The sequence below is a fragment of the Pseudomonas helleri genome, assembly GCF_009600315.1.
In the GTDB taxonomy this organism is placed as follows: domain Bacteria; phylum Pseudomonadota; class Gammaproteobacteria; order Pseudomonadales; family Pseudomonadaceae; genus Aquipseudomonas; species Aquipseudomonas helleri_A.
The window spans coordinates 169300-185851 of sequence record NZ_WIWC01000002.1; the positions used below are offsets into that span (position 1 = coordinate 169300).

14 protein-coding genes are annotated in these 16552 nt (G+C 61.4%); 3 read left to right on the forward strand and 11 right to left on the reverse strand.

All coding sequences use genetic code 11. The features are described from left to right. Nucleotides 1–4: 4 nt before the first annotated feature. The 7 genes from GHN86_RS02080 to GHN86_RS02105 form a co-directional block, all read right to left on the reverse strand. Nucleotides 5–1465 carry an amidase gene (locus GHN86_RS02080; protein ID WP_153386033.1) on the reverse strand — a complete coding sequence of 487 codons (1461 nt, stop codon included), beginning with the start codon at nucleotides 1463–1465 and terminating at the stop codon, nucleotides 5–7. A gap of 41 nt (nucleotides 1466–1506) precedes the next feature. Then, nucleotides 1507–2805, reverse strand: a complete 1299-nt coding sequence (locus tag GHN86_RS02085; protein WP_153379003.1) for a carbohydrate porin — start codon at nucleotides 2803–2805, stop codon at nucleotides 1507–1509. A gap of 417 nt (nucleotides 2806–3222) precedes the next feature. Then, nucleotides 3223–4728: a PLP-dependent aminotransferase family protein gene (locus GHN86_RS02090; RefSeq protein WP_153379002.1), complete on the reverse strand. Its 1506-nt coding sequence runs from the start codon at nucleotides 4726–4728 to the stop codon at nucleotides 3223–3225. Between the two features lie 8 nt (nucleotides 4729–4736). Continuing rightward, nucleotides 4737–6137 carry an efflux transporter outer membrane subunit gene (locus tag GHN86_RS02095; protein ID WP_153379001.1) on the reverse strand — a complete coding sequence of 467 codons (1401 nt, stop codon included), beginning with the start codon at nucleotides 6135–6137 and terminating at the stop codon, nucleotides 4737–4739. Between the two features lie 2 nt (nucleotides 6138–6139). After that, the gene (locus tag GHN86_RS02100; protein WP_323369321.1) at nucleotides 6140–7729 is read right to left on the reverse strand and encodes an MDR family MFS transporter; all 1590 of its coding nucleotides are present in this window, start codon (nucleotides 7727–7729) and stop codon (nucleotides 6140–6142) included. Next, nucleotides 7722–7976 (reverse strand): HlyD family secretion protein, encoded by a 255-nt coding sequence (locus GHN86_RS23565; protein ID WP_228389586.1) that lies wholly within the window; start codon nucleotides 7974–7976, stop codon nucleotides 7722–7724. The genes GHN86_RS02100 and GHN86_RS23565 overlap by 8 nt, the downstream gene beginning before the upstream one ends. A 9-nt stretch (nucleotides 7977–7985) precedes the next feature. After that, the gene (locus GHN86_RS02105; protein WP_228389587.1) at nucleotides 7986–8804 is read right to left on the reverse strand and encodes an HlyD family secretion protein; all 819 of its coding nucleotides are present in this window, start codon (nucleotides 8802–8804) and stop codon (nucleotides 7986–7988) included. Nucleotides 8805–8911: 107 nt separating this feature from the next. Here GHN86_RS02105 and GHN86_RS02110 point away from each other — a divergent pair, with 107 nt between their 5' ends. After that, entirely contained in the window at nucleotides 8912–9622 is a 711-nt protein-coding gene (locus GHN86_RS02110) for a CerR family C-terminal domain-containing protein (protein WP_153377865.1), read from the forward strand. On the opposite strand, the gene GHN86_RS02115 is transcribed toward GHN86_RS02110, so the two are convergent. The 3 genes from GHN86_RS02115 to tauA all read right to left on the reverse strand — a co-directional run bounded on the left by GHN86_RS02115 (nucleotide 9619) and on the right by tauA (nucleotide 12509). Continuing rightward, nucleotides 9619–10452, reverse strand: a complete 834-nt coding sequence (locus tag GHN86_RS02115; RefSeq protein ID WP_397462633.1) for an ABC transporter permease subunit — start codon at nucleotides 10450–10452, stop codon at nucleotides 9619–9621. The two genes, GHN86_RS02110 and GHN86_RS02115, sit on opposite strands and share 4 nt — an antisense overlap. Before the next feature lie 35 nt (nucleotides 10453–10487). Further along, the gene (locus GHN86_RS02120) at nucleotides 10488–11324 is read right to left on the reverse strand and encodes a taurine ABC transporter ATP-binding protein (protein ID WP_153377863.1); all 837 of its coding nucleotides are present in this window, start codon (nucleotides 11322–11324) and stop codon (nucleotides 10488–10490) included. A gap of 186 nt (nucleotides 11325–11510) precedes the next feature. Continuing rightward, nucleotides 11511–12509: a taurine ABC transporter substrate-binding protein gene (gene tauA / locus GHN86_RS02125; RefSeq protein ID WP_153377862.1), complete on the reverse strand. Its 999-nt coding sequence runs from the start codon at nucleotides 12507–12509 to the stop codon at nucleotides 11511–11513. A 179-nt stretch (nucleotides 12510–12688) separates the two neighbouring features. On the opposite strand from tauA, the gene GHN86_RS02130 reads away from it, so the two are divergent. Beyond that, nucleotides 12689–14206, forward strand: coding sequence for a PLP-dependent aminotransferase family protein (locus tag GHN86_RS02130; protein WP_153377861.1), 1518 nt, complete (start codon nucleotides 12689–12691; stop codon nucleotides 14204–14206). A 90-nt stretch (nucleotides 14207–14296) separates the two neighbouring features. On the opposite strand, the gene GHN86_RS02135 is transcribed toward GHN86_RS02130, so the two are convergent. Continuing rightward, nucleotides 14297–15607 carry an aminotransferase class III-fold pyridoxal phosphate-dependent enzyme gene (locus tag GHN86_RS02135; protein WP_153377860.1) on the reverse strand — a complete coding sequence of 437 codons (1311 nt, stop codon included), beginning with the start codon at nucleotides 15605–15607 and terminating at the stop codon, nucleotides 14297–14299. A gap of 190 nt (nucleotides 15608–15797) precedes the next feature. On the opposite strand from GHN86_RS02135, the gene GHN86_RS02140 reads away from it, so the two are divergent. Then, entirely contained in the window at nucleotides 15798–16535 is a 738-nt protein-coding gene (locus GHN86_RS02140) for a sulfite exporter TauE/SafE family protein (RefSeq protein ID WP_153377859.1), read from the forward strand. Nucleotides 16536–16552: the final 17 nt, after the last annotated feature.

Consider the following 16552-nt stretch of genomic DNA (forward strand, 5'->3'; position numbering starts at 1 on the left):
AGCGTTACAGCGGTGCGCGCCGATCGGCCCACGGGCTGGCCAGTTCCAGTTGGCCCGCCAACTGGAACAGCAGGTCTTCGCGGCACAAAGCGGCCGTGAACATCATGCCGATGGGCAACCCACTGCGACTGGTACCCAAGGGCACCGACATGGACGGCTGGCCACTGACATTGGCCAGTACGGTGTAGCCAATGCTGCCGATGATGCCCTGGATGTACTGTTCGTAGTCGTTGCTTAAGCTGGCTCGGCCCAGTGTCGGAGTGAGCTGCGACGTGACCGGACTCAGCAGCACGTCATAGTCGTCGAACAGATGCTCCATCTGGCTGCCAATCAGTTCAAAACTGCGTCGGGCACGGTACAGCGATTCAGCCGTCGCAGAAGTGGCATTGTTGGCGATGTAACGGCTGACCGGCTCCAGTTCATCGTCTTGCAAGGCTCGGCCCAACACGGTTTCGCGATCACGCACGGCAGCCAATAAAGCGGCTGCCCCGACTGCGCCGTGAGCGCCATACACCTGATGGGGGTCGACGGGCAGCGTGGCGATGTCGACGTGGTGTCCGAGACGCAACAGTAGTTCAACAGTAGTGTGCAAAACCGTGCGTATGTCGGGGTCCAGTTCGAGGCCGGTCATGGCCGGTTCGATCAGGCCGATGCGCAACGATTTTGGCGTGTGCATGACTGCTTCACTGAAACTGGTTGCCTGTGGCGCGAGCCAGTAGGTGCTGCCTTTTTCGTGTCCGTGGCTGACGTCCAGCAACAGCGCGCAGTCGCGTACGCTGCGCGACACCACATGCCCGCAACTGGCGCCAAACCAGCCTTCAAAGGTGTTTGGGCCTTGGGGATTGCGGTAGCGGGTGGGCTTGAGGCCAAACACCCCGTAATAGGAGGCCGGAATACGGATGGAACCGCCGCCATCCGTGGCGTGGGCCACCGGGACGATGCCTGCGGCCACAGCGGCAGCGGCCCCGCCAGATGAACCTCCGGCACTGTGAGCCAGGTTCCAGGGGTTGCGGGTTTGGCCCCACAGGGAGGATTCGGTGGTGGTGGTCAAACCGAACTCCGGGCTGGCGGTCTTGCCGAAAATCAACAGGCCGGCGGCCTCGTAACGTTGCACGATGGTGCTGTCGAAAGTCGCGGGCGGTGCGTCGGCCAACATGCGCGAGCCGTTAGTCGTCACCGTGCCGCGCAGGTAAGTGTTCAAGTCCTTGAGCAACATGGGCACCCCGGCCAGCGCGCCGATGTGAGCCGTGTCCGCGTCGCTGCGGGCCTTGAGTTGCTCCAGTGCATGGGCGTCATGGCGCATGTTGACGGCGTTGACCTGCGGGTTGACGGCGTCGCAGCGAGCTTGCGCGGCGCGAAGCAGGGCGTGGGCGCAGAGTTCGCCATTGCGCACTGCGCCCGTCATCGCTGTGGCATCCAAGGCCAGATAATCATCTTGAGTCAGATCGTTTTGCGCGTGGTGCATGGCTTATAGCCTCTTCTTCTGGGGTGTTGGCACGGGTGGGCTCAAAACAGGAAGTTCAGCGTTTCCTGCAACAACAAGGCATCTGAATGAAGCGGTGTGAATACCGGGTTCTTGGTGTAGGTCAGGCCGCTGATCAAATACACACCGGGGAACAGGCGCGCTGCATATGAGGTGGTCACGGCCAGTGTGTAAGGCGCGGCTTCCAGCCCGTAGCGGGTGGTGGCTTTACGCAGGTCTTCGCTGTAGTAACTTTTGGTCAGGCCCACGGCGGCCATGTCGGCCGGGCGGCTGGCGAACGGGCCGATATTGAAGGCGCTGACTTGAAAGGCTTTGTTGATGGCGTTAACCGAGTCCGGCGAGTAATCGAGTTTGCTGTCCAGGTACCAGCCCCTGGCATCGTTAAAGGGCTTGCTGATTTGCACCGTCCCCGCCAGATAGCCGCCATAGTTGTTATCCGACTTTTCGCCGCTCAGAAATTCGGTGTAATGGCTGGTGTTGTACATCGCTCCGGCGCGCAGCCACATGGCATTGGTGGTGGCAGAGGTGGCCTGTTTGTAGCCGACTTCGTTGATCAACAGGGCTCGGGCTTCCGGTACTTTGAGACGCAGACCGCTGGGGTTGAGGTCGATGTCTTTTTGAATGCCTTGCGGGCTGACGCTGCGGGTCAGGGCGGTACTGTTGTAGAAACGCAGTGATTCATCGCGAACGATGACGTTAACCGTAGGCGTCGGTTCGGTGGCCGACATGCCGACCTGAAACGGCACCACGCTGCTGGGGCCCAGCGCTGCGGTTGAGGCATTGCCGCCCAGCGCCATGCCATAGAACAAGCGCACGCCAGAGATATAGCCGTAGACCAGCTCCACGCGATGATTGAAAAAAGACTGATTGATCGCGAATACCGACACGGTTTTAACCCGCATGTTGGCCGGGGTGTAGGTCGCGTCCGCCCATGTGCCGGCCAGCGTCAGTTGGGCGTCATTGGCAAAGCCGATGCGCGTCAGGTCGTAGGTCAGGTACAGATTGACCGACGTGTTGTAGCTGGGGTTTTGCCCGTTATACACCTGCTTTTTGGCGTTGTTGCCGAGCACGTCATAGGTGTATCCGTTATACGAAGTGGCCGTGATGCCGATGCCATGTTCGGCCAGTTCCTTGCGCAGCCCCCACAGGTCAGGTTTGATGCGCGAGCAGATTGATACGTTCTTGAAGGCTACTTCGGCGCGGGTCAGCAGCTTTTCGTACTGCGCGCACTCGGGCGCGGCAGGCGTGTCGGCGGCCAGCGCATGCTGGGTAAAAGCGAGGGCGGCGAGGCTGACGGCTAACGGATACTTTGCGTAAAACATAGTGAGAGGTTCCCATCCTTAAATTATTTTTTGAGGACGACGCCAAGATGTTTTTGGTGGTCGATGGGAATACTGCATTTTCATCACCAGCGGATGGGGCCAGCGGGGACTATCGATAGGGCCAGTGCTTGCCAGCTTTGGCTAAAAGCCCCTCACCCTAGCCCTCTCCCGGAGGGAGAGGGGATTGAATGGCGGTGAGCTTGCGGCCGAGTGCGGTCAGCTCCCTCACCCTAACCCTCTCCCGGAGGGAGAGGGGACAGATTGGCGGTGATCTTGTGGCCGCGTGCGGTCAGCCCCCCTCTCCCGGAGGGAGAGGGGATTGATTGGGGGTGATCTTGCGGCCGCGTGCGGTCAGCCCCCTCTCCCTCTGGGAGAGGGTTGGGGTGAGGGTATTGGCTCGCTAATGAGGCAATCGACTCAACCGCGCACAGTGCCGGGGCGTTTGGCATTAACCACCCGGCCCAACTCGACAATACCCGGCGCAATCAACGCGTGCGCAATAGACCCAAAACCCAGCCGCAAACTGGATTGCACCAACGTGTCGGGCTCATGGCAAAACGCATTGCCCGGATCGAACAACACGCCTTTGGCCGCACCTGCGTAATACAGGCTGAGCAAATCGTGCTGCCCCGCCAGCTTCAGCCACAAGGTAGCGCCGCCGCTGGGCATGGCGAACTCGGCATCGGGCAAGGCGTCACGAAGGGCATTGGCCAATGTAGCGGCGCGCTGCTGGAGGTTCTCCCGCGCCTGCTGCAGCAAGCGGTCGTAGTGCCCTTGCTGGATGAACAGCGCTGCCGTGATCTGGTTGTTGCCCGGAATCTGGCGAATCATCAGCCGCTGTAACTTACGCAGTTGTTCAATAACGGGGGCCGGAGCGACGATGTAGCCAATGCCCAGCCCCGGCGATAACAACTTCGACAGGCTACTGAGGTAAATCACCCGCTGCGCCGAGTCGATGGCTTTAAGCGCTGGCAGCGCACGACCGTCGTATTCCGTCTCCGGGTCGTCATCGTCTTCGAAAATAACCTGATCGTGCAATTGCACATGCTCAAGCAGCGCCTGGCGCCGACCTTGGCTCATGGTCACGCCGGTCGGGCATTGATAGGCAGGTGTGCAATACAGGTAATCGCAGCGGGCCAACGCCGGGGATACTTGCATTCCCTGCTCATCGACGGGCAGCGACAGCACCTGCGCACCTTCGTGGGTAAACGCATTACGCGGGTCCCGAAAACCGGGTTCTTCAACCCCGACCACGGTGCCGCTGCGGGCAAACAGACGGGCCAGCAAGTAAAAGCTTTGCTGGCGGCCCAAAGTCAGCAGCACTTGATCATGGGTGGCGGCAATTCCGCGTCGCGGCAGTACCCGGCGGATCAACTGGTCGATCAGTTGGCTGGTGCCGACGCTTTCACCTTCTTGCCACCAGCGATCCACCGCCTTCACTTCCAGTGCCTGACGGCTGCATTGACGCCACTGCGTGAGCGGAAATTGTTTAGGGTCGAACTGCCCGTAAATAAACGGGTAACGCACGTCCCGCCAGCTTGGCGGGCGCTCGGCCCACACGATCTGCGGATCGCAGGCCAACATGCGGGACGCCCAGTCAGGTGGCTGACAATGCTGGTCGGCATTGGGCTGGGCATTTTGCGTCGGGGTGATGGCCCCGCACACGAAGAACCCATCGCGGGGGCGCGCGTCCACATAACCTTCCGCCACCAGGCGTTCATACACCAGCATCGCAGTGTTGCGCGAAACGCCGGTCAGCATGGCCAGGTCGCGGCTCGACGGCAGCCGCGTGCCGCCGGGCAAACGGCCTTCCAACATGGCTGTGACGAAGGCGGTGCACAGTTGCACCTGCAAGGGTTCATCGTGCTTGCGCACTGTGGGCAGCAACTGGCGCCACATCAAATCATGCTGGCTTGTGCGCATAAAAATCCCTAAAGCTCAGAAGGGGAGCGCCACCCTAACCCAAGACTCTTTTGCAGGGCTATGTAGTCCTTGATCAACTGGCCATCACTGTGAACCCGGTCCTGCTCGGCACGGTAGCGGGTGCGTTCGGCGTCGAGCCAGTCCAGCACACTGCTGGTGCCCGCACGGTAACGTTGATCGGTCAGTTGCGAGGCGCGCACGGCACTGCTTTCGACCCGGCCCAGCGTGGCTCGGCGCTGACGTTCATTGCCATAGCGGGCCAGTGCCACGTCAGCATCGCGCAATGCGCTGAGCACGCTGCTGCGGTAGTGGGCCAAGGCTTCATCGCGTCCGGCTTCGGCCTGATTGACCTGTGCCTGTACCCGGCCAAAATCCAGCCAGTTCCATTGCAGGTACGGCACGCCCAAGGCACTGAGGTTGTCTTTGCGCAGCAGATGGCCCGGTTCGCTGGCGCTGAAACTCAGCGCGCCAAACAGGCTGACTTTAGGAAAGGCCGCGGCCTTGCGTTCGCCGATTTGCGCCGTGCTGGACGCCAGTCGACGCTCGGCGGCGCGAATGTCCGGGCGCTGTTGCAACAGCTGGGCGGGATCGCCAATGTCGACGGTGGCGGGCAGCACGGGCAGGGCCGTTGGCTGTTGCAAACGGCTGTCCAGTGCACCGGGCGGCAGGCCGCTGAGTACGGTCAGCTCATCGAGGGATTCAATCACCTCCAGTTCCAATGCAATGGACGCGGCCCGGGTGGTTTCTACTTGGGTGGCAATGCGTTCGCGATCCAGCTCCGACGCCGTGCCTTGGCTCAGACGTTGTTCGGTGAAGTCGAGCAATTGCCGCTCAAGGGCTTCGGACTCGCGGGCAATATGCAGGCGCTGCTGCTGATCGCGCAGGCCGATATAGGCTTGGCCAACTTCGGCGGCCAGTTGCACATGGACGTCCGCCAGGTCGGCCTGAACCGCATCAGCTTCGGCGCTGGCTGCTTCAACGGCACGGCGGCCGCCGCCGAAAATATCCAGCTCCCAACTGGCGTCAAACCCGCTCAGGTACAGGTGTGTGGCGTCGGTGTTTGTGTCCCCGGAGCCGGTGTACAACGCCGCCGCTGTGGCCGAACTTTTAGGCAGTAAATCGCTGCGTTTTTCCGACAGTCCGGCACGGGCCTGCCGCACGCGCGCTGCCGCGGCGTGCAGGTCGGGGCTGTTGCGCAGGCTGCTGTTGATCAGTTCATCGAGCAGCGGATCGTTAAGGCCGCGCCACCACTGGGCAACCTGCGGCGTACTGGCCCGAGTGCCGGGTACCTGACGTTGAAAGGCCGTGCCTTGCAGGGCGCTGTCGGGCGCGGCGTGGTAGTCCGGGCCAAGGGTGCAGCCCACCAGCAACAACGGGCACAACAGGCTCAGGGATTTGCTCGCGATCATGGTCAGTGTCCTGTGCTCAAAGGCGTACCGGCAGGCGGTTTTTTCAGAAAGAGGGCGAGGGGCAGGCACAGCAGCAGCGCGATGCCGAGCACGTAAAAGGTTTCGCTGTAGGTGATCACTTGGGCCTGTACCTGAATTTGCTGGGCCAGTTGGCCCAAGGCTTGAAGCTGGGCATGGGCAAGGTCACCGTGCTCAGCGAAAAAACCTTGGGCCGATGCCGCCAGCTGGGTCTGCGCTTCCACGGACTGCACGCTGACGGCATCGCGCAGGCTGTCATCGTGAAAGCTGCTGCGCCGTTCGATAAACGTCCCCAGCAACGCCAGCCCCACTGAGCCGCCGAGGTTGCGCGCCATGTTGTAAATACCGGCCGCTTCGCCCGCTTCATGGGCGGGCACGCAACTCATTGAGGCCTGATTGAGCGGCATCATCGCCAGCACTTGGCCCAGCCCCAGCAGCAGTTGGGTGCGAGTGAAATTGTCGCCCACGCTGTCAGCCGTCAAGCCGGTGGCCAGTAAGCAACTGCTGGCCAGACAGCCGAGGCCAGCCATGACCAGCAGGCGAGTGTCTACGCGGCCGATCAGGCGCGGCAGAATCGGCATCATCAAAAAGGCTGGCAGGCCCGACATCAGCATCACCGCGCCCGATTGCTGAGCGTTGAAGCCCGCGATGTTGCTGAGAAACTGCGGCAGCACAAAAGCCACGCAATACAGCCCGCAGCCGACCACAAAGACAATCGCAATCACGCTGGCAAACCGCGGGTTAAGCAGCAACTTGAGGCGCACGATGGGCGTTTGGGTGATTCTCTGTGCAAACAGCAGCAGGGCGATCCCGGCCACGGCCAACAGGCTGAGGGCGATGATGTGCGTAGACTCGAACCAGCGCTCGCGGTTGCCTTCTTCCAACACTACAGTCATGGCGCTCAGACCCACGGTCAGGCCAATGATGCCCAGCCAGTCGGCCTTGATAAACGCCTGCCAGTCGCTCGGGCTTTTTTTCAGGCCATGACTGAGCATCACCAGCAGCAAGGCGCACACCGGAATGTTCAAAAAGAAACACCAGCGCCAGCTGAAGTTTTCAGTCAGCGTGCCGCCCAACACCGGGCCCAGCAGCGGCCCGAGCAGAACGATCAGGCCGAATATCGTCATACCGATGGGCATTTGATGGCGCGGCAAGCGGGTCGCCACCAGTACTTGCGCCGTGGGGATCATGGCGCCGCCCGCGAAGCCCTGGCCGAGTCGGCCGATGACCATTTGCGGCAAGGTTTCGCTGATGCCGCACAGCACCGAAAACAGGCTGAACAACATCGCGTTGCCGATCAGGAAATTGCGCAGCCCGAACACCCGTGTCAGCCAGGCAGTCAGCGGAATCATGACAATTTCAGCCATCAGGTAGCCGGTGGAAATCCACGTGCCTTCAGTGCCCGAGGCGCCAATCTGGCCCTGAATCTGCGGCAGGGCGGCGTTGGTGATGGAGATGTCCAGCGTGGCCATCAACGCACCCAATGCCCCGGCGAAGACCACAATCCAGTCGCTGGTGCTGGCGTTTGCTCGGGGCGGGAACAGCGCTGCGGTGGCAGCCGCCGGGTTAGCCACGATGGGTGTCGACGTCGACCGTGGCCGACAGCCCCGGCATCCATTCGATGCTGGCGTCGGGCGAAGCCTTCAGGCGAATCCGTACCGGCACCCGCTGGACGATCTTGGTGAAATTGCCGGTGGCGTTATTGGACGGCAACAGCGCGAACTGTGAACCGGTACCGGGGGAGAGGCTCTCGACCTCGCCTTCAAACGCAACCCCCGGCCAGGCATCAATGTGCACCGCCACAGGTTGGCCGGTGTGCATACGTTCGATCTAGGTTTCCTTGAAATTGGCGGTGAGGTACATCTCGGTGAGCGGCACGATGGTCATCAGTCGCGTGCCGGGTTGCAGGTATTGGCCGACCCGCACCGAACGGCTGCCGACGCGGCCAGCGAGGGTGCTGTAGACCACTGTGTCCTGCTCATCGAGCTGGCTTTGACGGTTGCTGGCCTGAGCGCTGGCCAGTTGCGCGCGGGCCTGTTCAATGGCGGCGCGCTGGGTGTGTAACTGGCGTTGAGCAACGTTCAGCGCGGCGGCCTGCGCGGCGCGTTGGGCGCTGGCTTGACGCAAGGCATTGCGCAGCTCGGCCATGCGCTCCTGAGTCTCGGCGCCGCTTTGGGCCAGCGGCGCGTAGCGTTTGACCTGCGCAGCCGCGTACTGCTCGTTGGCGTTTTCGCCTTCCAGTTGCGCATGCACCTGAGCAATTGACGCGCTGTGCTGTTCAAGCTCGGCCTCGCCGCGGGCGATGTCGGCTTCGGCGGCGCGAATGGCCGCCTCGGCTTTCTCCCGCGCCGCCTGATAAGGCCGCACATCGAGGCGCACCAACGGCTGGCCGACGCTGACGGTTTGGTTGTCCGTGACGTACACCTCGCTCACCGTGCCCGACACCTTGGCCGCCACGCTTAAGCTGTCGGCCTGCAAGTAGGCATCGTTGGTGCTTTCAATAAACCGTCCGACGCTCCACCAGTGGGCGCCCCACAGCGCTGCTCCCACCAGTGCAGCCAGCCCGAGCCCGCCCAGCAGCAGTTTTTTCACCGGCGTACGCGATTGCCGCAGCTGGGTCGATTCGTCGAGCGGTTGATGTGCGGTCATGGCGATCTCAATTGTTAGCGGTTGTAACAATTATTACGATCGGTAAAATTATGTCAATCGATATAAATTGAGGCACACTCTTGGCTTCATCGATCAAGGAGAAGCCCATGACCACCATTCACCGGCGCCGACCGGCCAGCGAAGGCGGCTATACGTGTGGGGATGAAACCAGTGCGCGGATTGTCGAAGCCGCGCTCAATCTGTTTGGCGAGCGGGGCTACGAAGGCGCCTCGACCCGTGACATTGCCGAGCGGGCGGGTGTGAATGCGCCTGCGTTGAATTACTACTTCAACAACAAGGAAGGCGTGTACCGGGCCTGTACCGAGTACATGGTCGAGCGCACCTGGGATTATCTGGCGCCGACCATTGAAGCGGCTCAGGCGCTGTTGGGCACGCGACCGGATAGCGAACAACTGATCGAAAGTTTCTGCTCCGTGCAAAGCAAAATTGCCGAATTCATGCTGCTCTCCAACCGCACCACCAACTGGCGCAAGTTCTATGCCCGTGAACAGGCAGGCTTAGGCCCGAGTGCGGGTGAAGAACAGGTCGATCAGCGCATTGGCCAGCGCATTATTGGCGTCACCAGCGGCATTATTTCGCGGCTGATGGGGCCGGGCGCCAGCGCTGATGAATGCACCTTGCGCGCCATGACCCTGACCGGGCAGTTGCTGCCGTTTCACCTGACCCGCGCCAGCGTATTCAAGTCGCTGGGCTGGGACGTCATGACGCCGGAGCGTTATGCGCTGCTGATGGGCATCGTGCGCGAACAGACCGAAACCTTGCTGCGCGGACTTATTCGCCAATCCAACAACATTTAACCACGGCCTTTCCAAGGCACCAGTTTGCGTTCCAGCCAGCGCATGCCCAGGTCGAACAGCAGCGCCAGTAGGCCAATCACCAGAATGCCCATGATCACGACGTCGGTGGCCATGAATTTGGACGCGGTCAGCACCATAAACCCCAAGCCCGCAGTGGCCGCGACCATTTCTGCCGCCACCAGCGTGGTCCAGCCAAAGCCGATGGCGATGCGCATACCGGTCAGTATTTCCGGCAACGCGGCGGGCATGATCACGTACTTGAGCACTTGCCCGCGGCTGGCACCCATCGAGTAAGCGGCATGAATCTGTTCAATCGCCACCGATTTGACCCCCGCTCGTGCGCTCAGTGCCAGCGGCGCGAACATGGCGAGGTAGATCAGCAGCACTTTGGAGCCTTCACCAATACCCATCCAGATCACCACCAGCGGCAAATACGCCAGCGGTGGCAGCGGCCGGTAAAACTCCACCAACGGGTCGAACACCCCGCGAGCGACCCGGTTCACGCCCATCAAAATGCCCACCGGAATCGCCGTCAGCACCGCCAGCAGGAATGCGCCAAAGACCCGCAAGGCACTCCAGCCGATGTGGGTCAGCAGGCTGGCATCGGCAAAACCGTCGCGGCTGACTTCCAACACCTGCGCCCACACGGCCTGGGGTGAGGGCAGAAACAGGGGCTTGATCCAGCCACTGTTGGTGGCGATCCACCACAGGGCGAGCACACCTATGACCGTGACCAGACTCAGCTTCATGCTCGATCCGTTGCCCGGCGCACCATATTGCTCGCCCGGTTTGGCCGGGGCAGCGCGGCGCAGTTCGTTGAGGGTGCGCATTACCGCGTTGCGTTGTTTCTCGTCTAACAGGCTCATTACGCGGCCTCCTCGTCGCCGTGGATGATGCTCAGGATTTGCTCGCGCAGGGCGATGAAATCCGGGCTGGATTTGACCGCGCGGGCATCGCGGCAGTGCAGGAAACGCTGGCCAAAATCGACCTTGAATTCATGGGTGATACGCCCCGGACGCGGCGACATGATGATCAGCCGTGTGGCCATGAACAGCGCTTCTTCGACGTCATGGGTGATGAAAAACATCATCTTTTGGGTGCGCTGCCAAATCTCCAGAATCAGCTCCTGCAAGCGCTCGCGGGTCAGTGCATCGAGCGCGCCCAAGGGTTCGTCGAGCAGCAGCATTTTCGGGTCATTGGTCAGGGCGCGGGCGATCCCGACCCGCTGTTGCATACCACCGGACAGCTGATAAGTGGCGTGATCGCGAAACTCGGCGAGGCCGGTCAGGTGCAGAAAATGCAGAGCGCGCTCTTCGCGTTCGGCCTTGGCGATGCCGCGCAGTTTGAGGCCGAAGGCGACGTTGTCGATCACATTGAGCCAAGGCAACAAGGCGTGCTTTTGAAACACCACCCCGCGTTCGGCCCCCGGCCCGGTCACTTGATCGCGCAGTTCGGTGCCGTTGAGGTCAGCGGGCACCTGACCGTGGTAATCGCCCAGGGTGATGATCCCGTGGCTGGGTTGAATAAACCCGGCCATCAGATTGAGCAGGGTGGTTTTGCCGCAGCCGGAGGCGCCGAGCGCGACCACAAAATCACCGGCGGCAATGTCCAGATTGACTCCGGACAGGGCGCGCACCGGCTGGCCTTTGTGCTGCCCCGGATACAGCACCGAGACATCGTGAATTTTCAGGCTGAGGGTCATGGGGTGTTCCTTCTTCAGCGTTTGAAAAACCTCGTAGCAGCTGCCGAAGGCGGCGTCCGGCGGCAAAGCCGTCGTAGAAGCAGGCAGCGCGATATTTCAGTTAAACCCGACATGCAGGGTTTACGATTGCTGCGCAACCGGACGCCGCCTTCGGCAGCTGCTACGAGGGTTATATTCATTCGGGCGTTATTGAGCGGCTTGCACAAACGTCGGGTTGATCGCCGTGTTGTAGTCCGCCAGCAGTGCCGGGATTTTCTTTTGCGCTTTTAGAAACTCCGCCGTCGCACTCAATGCCTTGGCAGCACCGCCGCCCAGCCAGGTAGCGCTGGCCTGTTCGGGGGCCAGCGGGAACTGATACAGCGCCAGCACCGGCGGTACTTCCTCGGGCTTGGCCCCGGATTGGCGAGCGACGTTTATGACCTGCGCCGAATCAGCCGTCCAGGTTTTCGGCGCCTTGACGTAATCTGCCGTGCTGCTTTGCAACACATTGGTAAACGCCTGCATACCGGGGCCGTTGGCGGCGGCGAACGCCTTGTCCACCACCAGACCGTCAAACGTCGCCTTGCCCCAGTCAGTCAATTGGCCCGAGGTGAGCAGCACATGGCCGCTTTGCTTGAGGCGGCCCAGCGCCGGGTCCCAGATAAACGCGGCATCAATGTCCCCCCGTTCCCACGCAGCCGGAATGTCCGACGGTTGCAGGTTGATCACCTTGACCTTACCGGTCAGGCCGAACTGCTCCAGCGCAAACAGCGCGTGGAAGTGAGTGGTCGACACGAACGGCACGGCGAGGGTTTTGCCGGCCAGATCCTGCGGCGCGACGATGCCGCTGCCGTTACGCACTACCAGCGCTTCGGCGTTGGCGATGTTGTCGAGAATCCAGAACAGTTGCGCGTCGACCCCGCGACTGACCGCGGCAGCAATCGGGCTGCTGCCGGCCACGCCGATCTGCACGTCGCCCGAGGCCATGGCCATCATCACGTCGCCGCCGCTGTCGAAGTTGCGCCATTGGATGTCCCAGCCGGTGGCCTTCTCGAACTCTTTTTCTGCAATGGCGTTCTTCCACGGCGCAAACATGCTTTGCACGCCAATAGTGACGGTCTGTGCCTGGGCGTTAGCCATCAAGGCCAAGGCTGTGAGCGGCAACAAGGCAGCACGACGAATCCATTTATTCAGGGGCTTGAGCATGGTGTGGCTCCGGGACTGAGGACGGTTGATGTCAGCCCGATCTTAGGCGGCGGCCCAAAGCTTGCTTTAGATCCAGTTGCGCCGATCTGTGGTGCCAGAAGTGCTTGAAGGCCTTGTGTCGCAAGGGGTGTGGCCGAGTGGCTGCGTTAGATGGGTGCGTCATGGCGGGAGCTTGCACCATGCTGGAGCGTTATTTTCGGCCCTTTGAAGCAGGGCGTGGCCTACAGGAGCAACTGCGCGAAAATTTGCTCAGCGCGATCCTGGACGGCGCTATGCCGCCCAGTGAACCGATGCCCTCGTCGCGCGCGTTGTGCGAGCTGCTCAAGGTGTCGCGCAATACCGTGGTGCTGGTCTACGAGCAGTTGGTTCAGGATGGTTATTTGATTCCATCGGATCGTCGCGGCTTCTTCATCAACGAAAAATACCTGCGCCAACAACTCAACGTCAGCCTCAAACCGGCGACGCAGAAAATCTTCGAGCGCCCCGACCATGCACCCGACTGGGAAGCGCGTTTGCAGAGCAGTTCGTCGCAACTGCGGGCGATTGTTAAACCGCGCAATTGGCGCGAGTACCGCTATCCGTTTATCTATGGGCAGGTCGAGGCAGACGAGCAGACGGCTGCGCGTTGGCGTGACTGCACACGTATCGCCAGTACCGGCGCGCACATGCGCAGTTGGGTGGACGATCAGGTGATGCTCGACGACCCGTTGCTGATCGAACAGATCGTGCAGCGTGTGTTGCCCAAGCGCGGCATCAGCGTGTCGGCGCAGGAGGTGATGATCACCATTGGCACGCAGAACTCGCTGTACATGCTGGCGCAACTGTTGGGCCGGCCGGGGTTGGTGATGGGGCTGGAAGAGCCGGGGTATGTGGATGCGCGCAACATCTTTGGCTTGAGAGGGTGTGAGTTGAAAGCGCTGCGTATCGACCGCCAGGGGTTGGTGGTCAATGAGCAACTGGAAGGTTGCGAGATGCTGTTTTGCACCCCCAGCCATCAGTCCCCGACGGGCGTGACCATGCCGCTGTACCGTCGGCTTGAATTGTTGGCGAGTGCGCGGGAACGGGATTTTCTGATCATCGAAGATGACTACGAAAATGAGCAGAATTTTTTGGGCAGTAATCATCCGGCGCTGAAGAGTTTTGATGACAGTGGCCGGGTGATTTATCTGGGCAGCTTGACCAAAAGTGTATTGCCGGGTGTGCGCCTGGGGTTTATCGCTGCGGATGCAGAGCTGATCCATGAACTGCGGGCCTTGCGTCGGTATATGTACCGCCATCCGCCGTCGAACAACCAGCGTACGCTGGCGTTGTTTTTATCCATGGGGCATTACGACGCCCATGCCCGACGCTTGCGCGATCGGCTGGCGCGTAAGTGGCGGGTAATCAGCCGAGCGATGGCTGAGCATTTGCCTGAGTTCAATGCCAGTGGCATGGCCGGTGGTTCGTCGTTGTGGGTGACTTGCCCGCCGGGGGTGGATGCGTGGGTGTTGCAGCGGCTGGTAGCCCGGCGCGGGGTGTTGATTGAACCGGGGGATATTCATTACCTGAGCGAGCCAAGGCCGTTGAATTGCTTCCGGTTGGGGTTTGGGGCGATTGCTGAAGAATTGATAGAGCCGGGGATTGCGGCGCTGGGTGAAGCGTGGCGCGAGCTGAAAGCCCCTCACCCCAGCCCTCTCCCAGAGGGAGAGGGAGCTTGATGGGCTTTTGCTTCTAGTCCCCTCTCCCTCCGGGAGAGGGCTAGGGTGAGGGGCTCTTGATCTGCTTATGCTGAGGGACTTGCTTTAGCCTTACAAAACCTCCCGCCCCAACGTCTCTCTCAACACTTCAAACATCGCATCCAGATCCGCCCGCCCAGTCACCAGCGCCGGGGCAAAAATAATCGCATCCCCGGTCGTTTTGACATGCAGCCCGGCGTCATACAGCGCCCTCTGCACCCGCGCACCTTTGGCCCCCGGCGCATCCCCCGGCGTCAGCTGTATTCCGCTGAGTAACCCATACCCGCGCAAATCACTGACCTGTGCCAACCCCCTCAAACCGCTCAGTGACTCCAAAAAGTACGGCGACAAGAGCGCGCCCTTATTGAACACATCCTCATCCCGGTAAATATCCAGCGACGCCAACGCCGCCGCGCAGGCCACCGGATGCCCCGAGTAGGTGTAGCCGTGAAACAGCTCTGGGCCGCCACCTTTGCTCGCATTGATCACGGTGTCATACACCGATTCATCCACCGCCACGGCGCCCATCGGGATCGCGCCATTGGTCAGGGCCTTGGCCATGGTGATCAGGTCGGGTTTGACCTCAAAACTCTGCGCGGCAAACGCCTTGCCGGTTCGACCAAACCCCGTGATGACTTCATCGAACACCAGTAAAATCCCGTGCTTGTCGCAGATTTCACGCAGCCGTTTGAGGTAGCCCGCAGGCGGAACATAAACGCCAATGGACCCGGCAATCGGCTCCACAAAACACGCCGCAATGCTGTCGCCGCCGTGCATGGCGATGATCCGTTCCAGGTCCGCTGCCAAGTCCGCGCCCTGTTGCGGTTCGCCCAGTTGGTAACGCTGACTTTCTTGCCAGGTGTGGCGCATGTGGCTGACATGGGGCAGCCCACCAGCGGCAAAGGCCTGGCGGTTGCGCATCATCCCGGACAGGGCCACGCCGCCGAAGTTAACGCCGTGATAGGCCCATTCGCGGGACACAAAACGGGTGCGCTGGGCTTCGCCGCGGGCACGGTGGTAGGCCAGGGCAATTTTCATCGCACTGTCCACCGACTCGGAGCCGGAGTTGGTGAAGAATAGTTTGTTCAAACCTTCGGGCAACAGCTCGCTAAGGCGTTCGGCCAGCTCAAACGATAGCGGTGAAGCTCGCTGAAAGTGCGGGGTGAAGTCCAGCGTCAGCAGTTGTTTGCACACCGCTTCGGCAATCTCGGTGCGGCCATGGCCTGCGGCGCTGCAAAACAGCCCCGAACTGCCGTCCAGCAACTCGCGCCCTTCGTCGTTCCAGTAACGCACGCCCTCGGCGCGGACAAACAATTGCGGCGCCCGCTGGAACTCGCGGTTGTCGGTGAAAGGCATCCATTGGTGGTTCAGATTCGTCGCCATGCGGGTCTCTCCTGAGGATAGGTCTGGGCGGGCCAGTTGCTCGCAGACTAGTCACGGCCCCGGTCAATCCTTAGATCCAGATGGGGCTTTCGATGGGGCCAGTTCTGGCACCATCGAAAGCCCTGTCTGGCTCTAAGTCCCCTCGCTACAGCGCTCTACAGTGGCGCCATCAAGCAGCCTGGAGCCGCGTATGAACCCTGAAATAAGCTGGGCCCTCAGTGCCTGCTGTGTGCTGGTGGCGGCGGTTGTTCGCGGGTTGACCGGCTTTGGTTTTGCCGCCATTGCGGTGGTCGGGCTGGCGATGCTCGGGTCGCTGAAACAGGCGGTGCCGCTGGTGTTGTTTCTGGAAGTCGCGTCCAGCGTGATGCTGTTGCGCAGCGCCTGGCGCGAGGCGCATTACCCGTTGCTCAAACGCCTGCTGCTGGCGGCCGCCTGCGGGGTGCCGTGCGGCATCTGGCTGTTGACCGGTATCGACAGCGGTGGCCTGACAGTCGGCGTGTACCTGCTGGTGGGACTGCTGGCGATTCTGGGGCTGGCGCGTATCCGTTTGCCGATGGGTGAAGGGCGTGCCGGTGCCTGGCTGGTGGGCAGCAGCAGCGGCGCGCTGATTGCCGCGTTCTCCATTGGCGGCCCCTTGGTGGTGGCGTGGCTCACGCATAGCGGGCTGCGGGCCAGCACGTTGCGGGCGACGTTGATCATGTTCTTTTTTGCAGTGGACAGTGCGGCGTTATGCGGCTTGGCGGCGGCTTCAGCTATCCCCGCAAGCACCGGCTGGCAAGCGCTGTGGATGCTGCCCGCTTTGTTGCTGGGATTGTGGCTGGGCCAGCAGTTATTCGTGCGGATCCCCGCTGAACAGGCTGCGCGTTTTACCCAATGGCTATTGCTGGTGCTGGCAGGCGTGGGCCTGTTGGGCCGGGCGTGGTCCTGAATGTGTCCAAGGAGCTG

Bases quoted from the DNA above. Each gene is read 5' to 3' on its own strand.
- GHN86_RS02105 (WP_228389587.1), bottom strand. From the start codon at position 8,804: ATGACCGCACATCAACCGCTCGACGAATCGACCCAGCTGCGGCAATCG.
- GHN86_RS02115 (WP_397462633.1), bottom strand. From the start codon at position 10,452: ATGCGCACCCTCAACGAACTGCGCCGCGCTGCCCCGGCCAAACCGGGC.
- GHN86_RS23565 (WP_228389586.1), bottom strand. From the start codon at position 7,976: ATGCACACCGGCCAACCTGTGGCGGTGCACATTGATGCCTGGCCGGGG.
- GHN86_RS02085 (WP_153379003.1), bottom strand. From the start codon at position 2,805: ATGTTTTACGCAAAGTATCCGTTAGCCGTCAGCCTCGCCGCCCTCGCT.
- GHN86_RS02080 (WP_153386033.1), bottom strand. From the start codon at position 1,465: ATGCACCACGCGCAAAACGATCTGACTCAAGATGATTATCTGGCCTTG.
- GHN86_RS02120 (WP_153377863.1), bottom strand. From the start codon at position 11,324: ATGACCCTCAGCCTGAAAATTCACGATGTCTCGGTGCTGTATCCGGGG.
- GHN86_RS02095 (WP_153379001.1), bottom strand. From the start codon at position 6,137: ATGATCGCGAGCAAATCCCTGAGCCTGTTGTGCCCGTTGTTGCTGGTG.
- GHN86_RS02110 (WP_153377865.1), top strand. From the start codon at position 8,912: ATGACCACCATTCACCGGCGCCGACCGGCCAGCGAAGGCGGCTATACG.
- GHN86_RS02140 (WP_153377859.1), top strand. From the start codon at position 15,798: ATGAACCCTGAAATAAGCTGGGCCCTCAGTGCCTGCTGTGTGCTGGTG.
- tauA (WP_153377862.1), bottom strand. From the start codon at position 12,509: ATGCTCAAGCCCCTGAATAAATGGATTCGTCGTGCTGCCTTGTTGCCG.
- GHN86_RS02135 (WP_153377860.1), bottom strand. From the start codon at position 15,607: ATGGCGACGAATCTGAACCACCAATGGATGCCTTTCACCGACAACCGC.
- GHN86_RS02130 (WP_153377861.1), top strand. From the start codon at position 12,689: ATGCTGGAGCGTTATTTTCGGCCCTTTGAAGCAGGGCGTGGCCTACAG.
- GHN86_RS02090 (WP_153379002.1), bottom strand. From the start codon at position 4,728: ATGCGCACAAGCCAGCATGATTTGATGTGGCGCCAGTTGCTGCCCACA.